We start from the raw sequence: 11,078 nt of genomic DNA, 5'->3' as shown, positions 1-11,078 counted from the left end.
CCGCCGTCGTGAGCCGTTGTGCACAAGCGGTCAGTACGCGCGTGCCGCTTCGAGCAGGGCGGCGCGTACCTGCTCCTCCGGCAGGTCCATGGTCTTGACCGCGCCCCACTGCAACGCCCCCAGTAGCGCCCAGCTCTTGAGCCTGGCCTCCGGGGAGGGGTCGGGCCCGGCGAGCTTGGCGTAGATCTCGTCCCTGAAGGTCCTGATGGTGTCGCGCTCCGAGCCGGGCGCGGCGCCGGCGTCGTCGGCGGCGAGGTCCTCCATGAACAGCCGGATGACCGAGCGGTAGCGCACCGCGAACGCGACGAGGGCCTCGACGAAGGCGTCGCGGCTGTCGTACGCGGTGTCGAGCAGTGTCAGCATGTCGGCCGCGACGGGGTCGAGCAGCTCGGCGGCGAGGCGGTCTTTGGGGTGGAAGTGGTAGGCGACGGCCGTCTTGGTGAGGCCGACGGCGGCGGCGATGTCGGCCAGGGAGGTCGCCGCGTAGCCGCGTTCGGCGAACAGCTCTCTGGCGGCGGCCAGGATCCGCGATCGGGTGTCGTCGGCTGTGGTCCCAGGTGTGGTCCCAGATGTGGTCATCGTCTCATTTCCCTGCGGAGACGGCCTTCCTTATCAGTTCCGTTTTATCGTATGTCGCTGTACGACCGTACAGGACGGTCGTCGAGTGGGGGCTGAGCGATGACGCGGTTGCTGGGACGGCTGGGCGGCTGGTGCGCGCGGCACGGCTGGATCGTGCTCGTGACATGGGTGATCGCCGCCGCTGCGCTGATGGGCGGCAGCCTCGCCTTCCCCAGCCCGACCAACAACGACGCGAGCATCCCCGGCACGGACGCGCAGCGCGCCCATGACCTGATGAAGGAGGGTTTCGGCGCCGGGTACGCCCAGGGTGGCACCGTCCAGCTCCTCGTCTACTCCGCCGACGGGCCGCTGCTGGAGGAGAAGCGCAAGCAGGCCGTGGAGCGGGCCGTGGACCGGCTGGAGACGATGCCGCACGTCACCTCCGTGGACACCCCGTTCCGCGCCGGCGGCATCTCCTCCAACCTGCAGATCGGCCTCATCACGATCAAGATGGAGGGCAACGACTCCGACAAGATCGCGCAGACCACCCAGGAGCTGTCCAAGGCCGCCGACCCGGCGCGCGAGGCCGGGCTCGAGGTCGTGCCCGCCGACAGCTCGAATCCCGCGGACAAGGAGATCAAGACCGGCCCCAGCGAGGTCATCGGCGTGGTGTGCGCGCTGCTGGTGCTGGTGTTCGCGTTCGGGACGCTGGTCGCCGCCATCGTGCCGATCTTCGCCGCGCTGGTCAGCGTGGCCTCGGGGCTCGGCGTGATCGGGCTGCTCGGCTGGGTCGTGGACATGCCCAAGCAGGCCGGGATCATGGCCACGATGATCGGGCTCGGCGTCGGCATCGACTACGCGCTGTTCCTGCTGTCGCGGCACCGGCGGTTGCTCGCGCAGGGCGTGCCGGTGGTGGAGTCGGTGCGCAGGACGGTGTCCAGCTCGGGCGGCGCGGTGGTGTTCGCGGGCGGCACGGTGATCATCGCGTTGAGCGCGCTGATGCTGGCCGGGTTCCCGCTGCTGGCCACGCTCGGCTGGGTGACCGGCATCTCGGTCGTGGCCGCCGTGCTGACCTCCGTCACGCTGGTCCCCGCCCTGCTCGGGCTGCTCGGCCACCGCGTCAACGCGCTCAAGGTGCCGTTCCTGCGCGGCTCGGGCTCGTCCGGCACCGGCTGGGCGGGGCTCGGCTCGTGGGTGGCGCGCCGCCCGTGGCGGGTGCTGCTGGCCAGCACGATCGTGCTCGGCGCGCTCGCCGCGCCCGCGCTGGCGCTGAAGCTGGGGCCGATCGACGAGGGGTACGGCGACAAGGGCTCGGAGCCGCGCCGGGCGTACGAGCTGATGGCCACCGGTTTCGGCCCCGGCTTCAACGGCCCGCTCATCGTGGTCGCCGAGCTGCCCGAGAAGGTGCCAGGCGCCAAGGACCCGCTGGTCAAGAAGCTGGTCGGCGAGGTGGAGGACGTCGAGGGCGTCAAGTACGTCAGCGACCCCAAGGTCAACGCCGACGGCCGCTCTGTGCTGGTGCAGGCCATCCCCGAGTACGCCCCCAGCGACGAGCGCACCGCCGGGGTCGTCGAGGACGTCAGGGCGATCGCGCTGCCGGGCGTGCAGGTGCACGTGGGCGGCAAGGTCGCCGGACTGACCGACGCGGGCGACCGGATGGCCGAGCGTACCCCGCTGGTCATCGGCGTCGTGGTGCTGCTCAGCGCGCTGCTCCTGCTGCTGGCCTTCCGCGCGCCGATCGTGGCGATCAAGGCGGCGGTGATGAACCTGGTGTCGCTGGGCGCCGCGTTCGGCGCGCTGGCGCTGGTGTTCTCTTTCGGCCTCGGCACCGGCCTGGTGGGCCTGGACCCGCCGGCCAGTTCGTCGTACGTGCAGACGATCTTCTTCTCGGTGCCCATCGAGAGTTACGTGCCGCTGATGCTGTTCGCGGTGCTGTTCGGGCTGTCGATGGACTATGAGGTGTTCCTGCTGACGGCGGTGCGGCAGTCGTACCAGCGGCACGGGCGCAACGCGCGGGCGGTGGCCGAGGGGCTCGGCTCGACCGGGCGGGTCATCACCTCGGCGGCGCTGATCATGGTGGCGGTGTTCACCGCGTTCATCGCCTATCCGGACTCGCTGGTCAAGACGTTCGGAGTGGGGCTCGCGGTGGCGATCGCGGTGGACGCCACGATCATCCGCGGGTTCCTGGTGCCGGCCACGATGGTGCTGCTGGGCCGGCTCAACTGGTGGTGCCCGCGCTGGCTCGACCGGCTGCTGCCGAACCTGTCGGTGGAGGGCCACGAGGAGGACGAGGACGAGCCGATGGCCGAGCGGCGGGAGCCGGTCGGCGCGGGCGCCGGATAGGGCGCCGGGCAGGGCTCAGTCGGAGTCGAGCAGGTCGCAGGCGGGCACCCAGCCGATGACGCCGGTGCTCGCGTTGTGGCCGTGGTGCCACAGCGTGGTCTCGTACGGGCCGCACGCGTACGCCCCGTGCTCCTCCTCCCGGTTGGACGCGAACCCCTCGCCCGGCTGCCCGAACCCGTGCACCCGGGCCCCCGCCGCGGGCTCGGCCCGGATGGCGACGCCGGGGGCCGCGAAGTCGTAGGCGGGCCTGGCGCTCAGCGCCGGCACGGCGAGCAGCGCGGCCAGGGCCATAGGTCCGAAGCGCACGCCGCCCAGCGTAGTGGCATGGTCGCTCAGCGTTCCAGCGGCTTGCCGTCGCGCCGCCAGGCGAGGTAGCCGCCGTCGAGCGGGCGGGCGGAGCGGCCATGGGCACGCAGCACGCGTACGGCCTCGGGCGAGACCACGCAGTACGGCCCCCCGCAGTACGCCACGATCTCCGCCGACGCCGGCAGCTCGCCGAGCCGGTCGCGCAGCTCGGCCATGGGCACCGAGACCGCGCCGGGCACGTGCCCGGCCGCGTAGTCGGCCGCCGAGCGCACGTCGAGCACCAGCGTGGACGGGTCGGCCAGCCGCGCGGCGAGCTCGTCGGCCGTCACGCCCTCCAGGTCGCCGAGCCGGTCGCTGACCGCGCCGCGCAGGTCGGCGAGCCGCTCGCCGGCGAACGCCTGGAACGCGCCGAGGAAGCGCGACACGCCCTCGTCGGCCAGCCGGTAGTAGACCCGCGTGCCGTCCCTGCGGCTGGTCACCAGGTGGGCCGCGCGCAGCTGCTGGAGCTGCGCCGAGGTGTTCTTGAGCGGCACGTCGGCCGCCCGCGCCAGCTCCTCGACCGTGCGCTCGCGCTGGTCGAGGACGTCGAGCAGGCGCAGCCGGACGGGGCCCGACAGCGCCTTGCCGATGCGGGCGAGCTGCTCGTAGATCGGCTCTTCCGCGAACATCAGACCATGTACTGGTCGTGGCGCAGGTAGAGCTCGGTCCACTCGTCGGGGGAGAGCTGCCGGCCGGTGGCGGCGATCTCGGCCAGCTCCTCGAAGTAGCCCTCACGCGGCGCGCCCGGCGTGAACAGGATGAGCATCGTGGCCGGCTCGCCTGATTCGTTGCGGAAGGCGTGGATGCCGCCCTCGGGCACGAACAGGAAGTCGCCCGGCTTGCCGTCGGCCCACTTGTCGCCGTTGTAGAGCCGGATGGTGCCGTCGAGGACGTAGAAGGACTCGGTCATCGTGCGGTGGAAGTGGGGGCTCGGGCCGGACGGCTTGGCGGGCATCTCGTAGCGGTAGAGGCCGAACGCGCCGCCCGTGCTGCCGCCCGTGGCGAGGTAGTGGACCTGGGTGCCGCTCGGGCCGCCCATGCTCAGGTCGGGCGCCTGCCCGGCCAGGTGGAACACGCCGCTGGGCGCGCCGTGCTCGGCGTGGTAGCGGGGCTCGGGGTAGGACATGGGGGCCTTCTCTAGAGTTCTAAGGATCATTAGAATAGCTCAGGAAGGACGTCCTCCGCCAGCCGGTCGAGCTGCCCGGCTTCGCCGGTCATCGGATCGATCAGCACGAGGTCCGCGCCGGCGTCGATGACCGCGCGCTCCGCGTACGACCTCGTCCGGCGAGCCCGTGACGGCCACGTCGGCGCTGCCGTACATGCCGCGGAGCTGGTCGTCGATGCGGCCAGGCGCGCCGACCGAATCGGCGGATGCGGCTTCTGGTACGTCTTCGGCCCCATGGCCGCCCCCGCCTGGAAGAACCGCCCATGGAACGACACCTTCGGCTCCGTCCAGCACGCCTTCATCAGCTCGATGCCCTCGGTGAACCGCGTCACCAGCTCCTCGGCCGGAAGGCGGCGGGGTCGAAGGCGCCGTCGGAGATCTGCTGGGGGAGGGAGACGGCGAAACGGGTGCGCGTGGTTGCGGTCATCCTCCACCCAATATCCGGCCGCCCGGCGCGCGTCCAGTTTCGCCGCGCGTCAGAACGTGATCACGGTACGCGCCACCGTGCCCGCGCGGACATGGGCCACGGCCTCGTCGATGCGGTCGAGCGGCAGCCGCTCGGTGATCAGGCCGTTGAGGTCGAGCCGGCCGCGCACGTACTGCTCGGCCAGCATGGGCAGGTCGCGGTGCGGCGCGGCGTCGCCGCCCTGGGTGCCCATGAGGCGGCGCGAGGCGAACAGCAGGCCGGTGTCCAGCTCCATCGGATGGCCCTGGGGCGGGCTGCCGACCATGACGGTGGTGCCGCCGGGCCGGGTCGCGGCGAACGCCTCGGCCAGCACGCCGGGCGCGCCCGTCGCGTCGAAGGCGTGGTCGACGCCGCCCCTGACCAGCTCGTCCACCTGGCGGGGCAGGTCGGTGACCAGCAGGGAGTGGGTGGCGCCGAAGCGCTCGGCGAGCTTGAGCTTGCCCTCGGCCACGTCGGCGGCCACGATCGTGGTCGCGCCGGCCAGCACCGCGCCCTGCACGACGTTGAGCCCGACGCCGCCGCAGCCGACGACCAGCACCGTCGCGCCGGGGGGCACCCGCGCGACGTTCAGCACCGCGCCGACGCCCGTGACGACGCCGCAGGCCAGCAGCGACATCGCGTCGAACGGCAGCCCAGCGGCGAGCTTCACGCACATGGCCTCGGGGACGACGGCGTACTCGGCGAACGAGCCGATGCCGATGAACCTGCGCACCTCGGCGCCGTCCAGCGTGACGCGGGGGAGGCCGCCCATGATGATCGGCAGCCGGCCGGGGCTCGCGCACAGGTGGAAGTGCCCGGCCTGGCAGGGGCGGCAGCGGGCGCAGGGGCCGTTCATGGCGATGATGACGGGGTCGCCTTCCTTGACGGTGGTGACGCCCGTACCTGTGCTCTCCACCACGCCGGCGCTCTCGTGACCGAGGATGAACGGCAGACGGCCCGCCACCGGGCTCTTGCCGTCGATGGCCTTGAGATCGGACCCGCACACGCCGGACGCCTTGACGCGCACCCGCACCTCTCCGGCCCCCGGGTCGGCGATCTCCACCTCACGCAGCTCCATGGGGGCGTGGAACTCGGTCAGCACGGCCGCGCGCATCCGCATGGGCCTCACGGTAGCCGCGGCCTGTCGTGCGAGCAAGCGATTGCTCGGTTAGCCATCAGCCAAGGAACGGAATACTGCTTCAAGAACCGCGCACGGCGCCCGGGTCGCGGACAAGCTACGCCGACGTCGGCATGTTGCGGGCTGAACGATCGCTGCGGCATGCCGCGACATGGCTATGCCCCGGCTGCGTGCAAGCAGAGGCAGAACCGGGGCTTATGCCTCGACGGTACCAGCCTTTGTTGGATTACCTGAGGATACTCCGGAACAAGATCGCTCATCATGGACCGATCCATCGCCGCCACCTCGTGGCCGACCACGAAGCGATCCTCAAATGCCTCGGCTATGTTGATGCGGCATTAGCGACCATGGTGCGCCGGCACAGTCGGGTGCCTGAGGTTCTCGCTCGACGTCCACTTCATGAGTAGAGCAGGCGGTTGCTCGGGGTGTCCGTTGACGGCGCCGTAAGGCGAACTTACGCTCGGACGAAAACCAAGCGAGCGCTAGGCCAAGGCGCAAGGGGAGGCCGTCATGGTGCGAGTGAGGTCGGTGGCCCTGGTGGCGGTCCTTCTCGCGACCGGATGCGCTGCCCAGCAGCAGGGCGGTGCCACGGGCGGGGGCGCGGCCGGTGTGACGGACTCGACGATCAGGGTCGGTGGTGTGCTGACCAAGACCAGCGCCAGCGGTTACTCCACCAAGGACGCCGAGCTGGGCGCCAAGGCCAGGTTCGAGCGGGCCAACGCGGAGGGCGGCGTGCACGGCCGCACGATCGAGTTCCTCGGAGCCGAGGATGACGGCCAGGACGCCGCCAAGGGCGACGCGGCGGCCAAGAAGCTCGTGCAGAAGGACTCGGTGTTCGCCCTCGTCCCCGTGCACGCGCCCAACTTCGGTGGCGCCGCCTTCCTCGAGCAGCAGGGCGTGCCGTGGTTCGGCTGGGCGACGGGCCCGCAGTGGTGCGGCACGAAGACCGGCTTCGGCTACAACGGCTGCCTGGCCCCCGAGCGGGGCGCGGGCTCGCAGACGTGGTGGGGCCGCCAGATGGCCGACCTGCTCGGCGGCGCCGAGGGCAAGAGCGTGTACGTCCAGACCTCCGACTCCAGCGGCAGCAAGTACGGCGGCACGACCATCTCCCAGTCGTTCACCGCGGCCGGGTTCGAGCTGGCCGGCGTGAACTCGGGCCTGCCGGCCGCCGCACCCCCGCCCGACTGGCTCCCGTACGTCGACAAGATCATGACGTCGGACGACGGCGGGCCGCCCGACGTCGTGGTGTCGGTGATCGCCGGCACCAAGTTCAACGTCGGCCTGTACTCGGCGCTCAAGCGGGCCGGCTACAAGGGCGTGCTCACCGACGCCACCAGCTACGACGCCGCCATACTCAAGGACCCCGCCAGCGCGAAGGCTCTGGAGGGCGTGATCGCGGCGCCCATGTTCGAGCCCTTCGAGTCGGACGCCCCCGAGGTCGCCGGGCTCAGGCAGGACGTCGAGAAGGTCGCGCCGGGCGCCGAGCTGACCCAGCACCTCGCCATCGGCTACTGGGCCGCCGACATCTTCCTCGACCTGCTGGACAAGACCGGCAAGGAGCTGACCAGGGAACGCTTCCTCGCCACCGCCAACGGCTCCTACGTCTACGAGAACCCCGGCTTCGGCCGCATCGAGTATCCGAAGGACCACAGCGAGCCCAACGGCTGCGGCGCCCTGGTCAAGCTGGAGGGCGGCGCCTTCCAGGTGGCCAGGAACATGCGTTGCTTCGACAACGTGCCGCTGAAATGATCGCTTACGTCCTCAGCGGCCTGGTCACCGGCGCGGTCTTCGCGGTCATGGGGGCGGGCCTGACGCTCTCGTACGCCGCCACCGGCGTGTTCAACTTCGCCCACGGCGCCATCGGCTTCCTGACCGCGCTGCTGTTCTACGAGCTGACCCAGGCCGGCGTGCCCGCGCTGCCGTCGGCCCTGGCGGCAGTGGCGCTGTTCGCGCCCGCGCTCGGCTACGCCCTGCACAAGGCCATGTTCAGGGGTCTCGCCCAGGCGGGGGAGACCGCGCAGATCGTGGCCACCATCGGCCTCACGATCGCGCTGCCCGCGGCGGGCCTGCTGGTCGTGGACGTGGCCGGGCTGCCGCCCGCCGACGCGACCGCCCTGCCGCGCGGCGTCGGGCCGCACCCGGCCGTGGACGTCGAGGTGTTCGGCGTGCGGCTGGACAGCGACCAGCTCATCACGTTCCTGTGCTCGGCGCTGGCGGCGGCCGGGTTGTGGGCGTTCATGCGGCACACCCCGTACGGGCTGCGCATGCGCGCCTGCGTGGACCGGCGGCGGCTGGCCACGCTGCGCGGCATCGACGCCGACGCGGCATCGGCGCTGGCCTGGACGCTCTCTTCAGGGCTCGCCGGGCTGGCCGGGGTGCTGGCGGTGCCGGTGCTGGGGCTGGACGCGACGGCGTACACGGTGCTGCTGTTCGCCTCGGCGACGGCGGCGGTGTTCGGGCGGCTGCGCTCGATCCCGTGGACGTTCGCGGCCGGGCTGGCGCTCGGCGTGATCCAGAACCTGGTGGCCGGCTACACCGACTTCCTCGAAGAGGTGACCGGGCTGCGCACGGCGGTGCCGGTGATCCTGCTGTTCGCCGGGCTGGTGCTGCTGAACCGGGCCCGTGACCGGGTCGCGGGCAGCGCGGCCGAGGACGCGCCGCCGCCCGACCACCTGGCCGGGCTGCCGCCGTGGCGGCGCCGGCTGCCGTGGGCGCTGGGCGCGCTCGCGCTGGCCGCCTTCGCCTTCACGGGTCCCGTTTACTACGTGGGCGTGGCCGCGCAGGGGCTGGTGCTGGCGCTGGTCTTCTGTTCGTTCGTGATCGTCACCGGCATCGGCGGCATGGTGAACCTGGCCCAGGCCGCCTTCGCCGCCATGGCCGCGCTGACCTGCGGCTGGGCGTTCACCTCAGGGCTGCCGTTCGCCGCCGCGATCGTGCTCGGCGTGCTGGCAGCGGCGGCGGCCGGGATGCTGGTGGCGCTGCCCGCGCTGCGGCTCGGCGGCCGGGTGCTGACGCTGGCGACGCTCGCCATGGCGCTGCTGGCCGACCAGGTGCTGTTCCAGGTGGACGCGTTCAGCAACGGCACGATCGGCTGGGCGCTGCCGGCGCTCGGGTTCGGCTTCGCCGACACCGCGGATCCGCGCGTGCGGGTGGTGCTGCTGCTCGCGCTCATCGGCGCCGTGGCGCTGCTGGTCCGCAACCTCGAACGGTCGGCGTCGGGGCGGGCGATCCTGGCCGTGCGCTCGGCTCCCGCCGCGGCCGTGACGTCGGGACTGTCGGCGCCGCGTACCAAGATCGTGCTTTTCGTGCTGGCGTCGGCGGTCGCGGGGCTGGGCGGGGTGCTGTTCGCGATCTTCAAGGGCTCGATCACGGCGACCGACCTGCCGGCCTTCTCCGGGTTCGTCTGGCTGGCCATCGTGGTGCTGCAGGGCGTGCGGCGGATCGGCGGAGCCGTGCTGGGCGGGCTCGTCGCCGTCGCTGTGCCCGAGCTGCTGGCCGTCTGGGACCTGTCCGCGCACGTCGGCGCGATCCTGTTCGGGCTCGGCGGCGTCATCCTGGCCAAGCACCCCGACGGCGTGCTCACCCAGATGGCCGGGCTGCGGCACAGGAAGCGGGAGCGCCCCGAGCCCGGGATCCGGTCCGAGCCGGCCGTGCGGGAGCGGCGGTTGTTCACGCTGGAAGGCGTCGTCGCCGGATACGCCGACACCACCGTGCTGCGCGGCGTGGACCTCACGGTCGGCCCCGGCGAGGTGGTCGCGCTGCTCGGCGCGAACGGCGCGGGCAAGTCCACCACCTGCGCCGTCGCGGCCGGCGACCTGCCCGTGAGCGCGGGCCGCGTACTGCTCGGCGGCCGCGACGTCACCGCCTGGCCCGCCCACCGCAGGGCAGGCGCGGGCATCCTGCTCGCGCCCGAGGGCAGGGGCGTCTTCCCCGGCCTGACCGTGGAGGAGAACCTGCGCACCTGGCTGCCCGACCCGGAGCCGGTCTTCGCGCGGCTGCCGCACCTCGGCGAGCGCCGCCACGTGCCGGCCGGCGCCCTGTCCGGCGGCGAGCAGCAGCTGCTCACGCTCGCCCCCGCGCTCATCAGGCCGCCGCGCGTGCTCGTCGCCGACGAGCCGTCGCTGGGGCTCGCCCCCATGGTGGTGCGGCAGGTGTTCGAGGTCTTCGCCGAGCTGCGGGCGCGCGGGGTCGCGCTGCTGCTGGTCGAGGAGAAGGCCACCGAGGCGCTGGCGATCGCCGACCGGGTGGCGTTCATGCGGCTCGGCCGCGTCACCTGGTCGGGGCCGCGGGCCGAGGTGGACGGCGAGCGGCTGACCGCGGCCTACCTGGGGGTGCGCTGATCATGCTGGCGGTGGACGGGGTGTCGGTCGCCTTCGGCGGCGTCAAGGCGCTGGACCAGGTGTCGTTCGAGGTCCATGAGGGGGTCGTCTGCGGCGTGATCGGGCCGAACGGGGCAGGCAAGACCACCCTGTTCGACGTCGTGTCCGGGCTGCGCAGGCCCGCCGAGGGCCGGGTCCGCGTCGATGGGCGGGACGTGACCGGGCTGCCGCCGGTCCGGCGGGCCAGGGCGGGGGTGCGCCGCACGTTCCAGCGCACGCAGGTGTTCGGCCGGCTCACGGTCGAGGACAACGTGCTGGCCGCGCTCGACTGGCACGGCGGCGGTGGCGGGCTGGCCGCCGACCTCGTCGGCCTGCCCGCCCGGCGGCGGCTCGAACGCGACCGGCGCGAGCGTGTCGCCGAGGTGCTGGAGCTGTGCGGGCTCGGCGGGCAGCGCGCCGCGTACGCCGCCGCGCTGCCGGTCGGCGGGCGGCGCCTGGTCGAGCTGGCCAGGGCGCTGGCCGACCGGCCCAGGCTGCTGCTGCTCGACGAGCCCACCTCCGGGCTCGACGCCGCCCAGACCGCCCGCCTGGCCGAGGTCGTCGGGAGCCTGGAGACCACGGTGCTGCTGGTCGAGCACGACATGGGGTTCGTCATGGACGTCTGCGACCGGATCGTCGTGCTCGACCTCGGCCGGGTCATCGCCGCGGGGCCGCCCGCCGAGATCCGCGAAGACCCCGTCGTCCGGGCGGCCTACCTGGGATGAC

General features: G+C 72.6%; 10 protein-coding genes. 4 read left to right on the top strand and 6 right to left on the bottom strand.

The genetic code is table 11. The features are described from left to right. Window positions 1-30: 30 nt before the first annotated feature. Window positions 31-579, bottom strand: a complete 549-nt coding sequence (locus ABZW11_RS33320; RefSeq protein ID WP_355425877.1) for a TetR family transcriptional regulator — start codon at window positions 577-579, stop codon at window positions 31-33. Between the two features lie 99 nt (window positions 580-678). On the opposite strand from ABZW11_RS33320, the gene ABZW11_RS33315 reads away from it, so the two are divergent. Beyond that, window positions 679-2,901, top strand: coding sequence for an MMPL family transporter (locus ABZW11_RS33315; protein ID WP_355425874.1), 2,223 nt, complete (start codon window positions 679-681; stop codon window positions 2,899-2,901). Between the two features lie 15 nt (window positions 2,902-2,916). Here the strand turns inward: ABZW11_RS33315 and ABZW11_RS33310 are convergent, their stop codons facing one another. The 5 genes from ABZW11_RS33310 to ABZW11_RS33290 form a co-directional block, all read right to left on the bottom strand. Beyond that, window positions 2,917-3,207 carry a hypothetical protein gene (locus ABZW11_RS33310; RefSeq protein ID WP_355425872.1) on the bottom strand — a complete coding sequence of 97 codons (291 nt, stop codon included), beginning with the start codon at window positions 3,205-3,207 and terminating at the stop codon, window positions 2,917-2,919. Between the two features lie 26 nt (window positions 3,208-3,233). Further along, a complete protein-coding gene (locus ABZW11_RS33305) occupies window positions 3,234-3,875 on the bottom strand; it encodes a metalloregulator ArsR/SmtB family transcription factor (protein ID WP_355425869.1) in 642 nt (213 codons plus the stop codon). After that, complete coding sequence (locus tag ABZW11_RS33300) at window positions 3,875-4,372, bottom strand: cupin domain-containing protein (protein WP_355425866.1); 498 nt, start codon at window positions 4,370-4,372, stop codon at window positions 3,875-3,877. Before ABZW11_RS33300 ends, ABZW11_RS33305 begins: the two co-directional genes overlap by 1 nt. Before the next feature lie 29 nt (window positions 4,373-4,401). Further along, window positions 4,402-4,743: a hypothetical protein gene (locus ABZW11_RS33295; protein ID WP_355425863.1), complete on the bottom strand. Its 342-nt coding sequence runs from the start codon at window positions 4,741-4,743 to the stop codon at window positions 4,402-4,404. A gap of 144 nt (window positions 4,744-4,887) precedes the next feature. Continuing rightward, window positions 4,888-5,976, bottom strand: coding sequence for an alcohol dehydrogenase catalytic domain-containing protein (locus ABZW11_RS33290; RefSeq protein ID WP_355425860.1), 1,089 nt, complete (start codon window positions 5,974-5,976; stop codon window positions 4,888-4,890). Between the two features lie 528 nt (window positions 5,977-6,504). Here ABZW11_RS33290 and ABZW11_RS33285 point away from each other — a divergent pair. Genes ABZW11_RS33285 through ABZW11_RS33275 form a run of 3 tightly spaced genes read left to right on the top strand, consistent with a single transcriptional unit; the run spans window position 6,505 to window position 11,077 of the window. Next, the gene (locus ABZW11_RS33285; protein ID WP_355425857.1) at window positions 6,505-7,743 is read left to right on the top strand and encodes an ABC transporter substrate-binding protein; all 1,239 of its coding nucleotides are present in this window, start codon (window positions 6,505-6,507) and stop codon (window positions 7,741-7,743) included. Then, on the top strand, window positions 7,740-10,334 hold the full coding sequence (locus ABZW11_RS33280) for an ATP-binding cassette domain-containing protein (protein WP_355425854.1): 2,595 nt from the start codon (window positions 7,740-7,742) through the stop codon (window positions 10,332-10,334). The genes ABZW11_RS33285 and ABZW11_RS33280 overlap by 4 nt, the downstream gene beginning before the upstream one ends. 2 nt (window positions 10,335-10,336) lie before the next feature. Continuing rightward, window positions 10,337-11,077: an ABC transporter ATP-binding protein gene (locus ABZW11_RS33275; RefSeq protein ID WP_355425851.1), complete on the top strand. Its 741-nt coding sequence runs from the start codon at window positions 10,337-10,339 to the stop codon at window positions 11,075-11,077. Window position 11,078: the final 1 nt, after the last annotated feature.

Source organism: Nonomuraea sp. NPDC004580 (genome assembly GCF_040609855.1).
In the GTDB taxonomy this organism is placed as follows: Bacteria; Actinomycetota; Actinomycetes; order Streptosporangiales; family Streptosporangiaceae; genus Nonomuraea; species Nonomuraea salmonea.
The sequence above is the reverse complement of the archived record's forward strand: the minus strand, read 5'-3'. Positions and strand labels throughout refer to the sequence as shown.

Coding starts and splice junctions, on each gene's coding strand:
- ABZW11_RS33315 (WP_355425874.1), top strand. CDS start 679: ATGACGCGGTTGCTGGGACGGCTGGGCGGCTGGTGCGCGCGGCACGGC.
- ABZW11_RS33275 (WP_355425851.1), top strand. CDS start 10,337: ATGCTGGCGGTGGACGGGGTGTCGGTCGCCTTCGGCGGCGTCAAGGCG.
- ABZW11_RS33300 (WP_355425866.1), bottom strand. CDS start 4,372: ATGTCCTACCCCGAGCCCCGCTACCACGCCGAGCACGGCGCGCCCAGC.
- ABZW11_RS33305 (WP_355425869.1), bottom strand. CDS start 3,875: ATGTTCGCGGAAGAGCCGATCTACGAGCAGCTCGCCCGCATCGGCAAG.
- ABZW11_RS33290 (WP_355425860.1), bottom strand. CDS start 5,976: ATGCGGATGCGCGCGGCCGTGCTGACCGAGTTCCACGCCCCCATGGAG.
- ABZW11_RS33320 (WP_355425877.1), bottom strand. CDS start 579: ATGACCACATCTGGGACCACACCTGGGACCACAGCCGACGACACCCGA.
- ABZW11_RS33280 (WP_355425854.1), top strand. CDS start 7,740: ATGATCGCTTACGTCCTCAGCGGCCTGGTCACCGGCGCGGTCTTCGCG.
- ABZW11_RS33285 (WP_355425857.1), top strand. CDS start 6,505: ATGGTGCGAGTGAGGTCGGTGGCCCTGGTGGCGGTCCTTCTCGCGACC.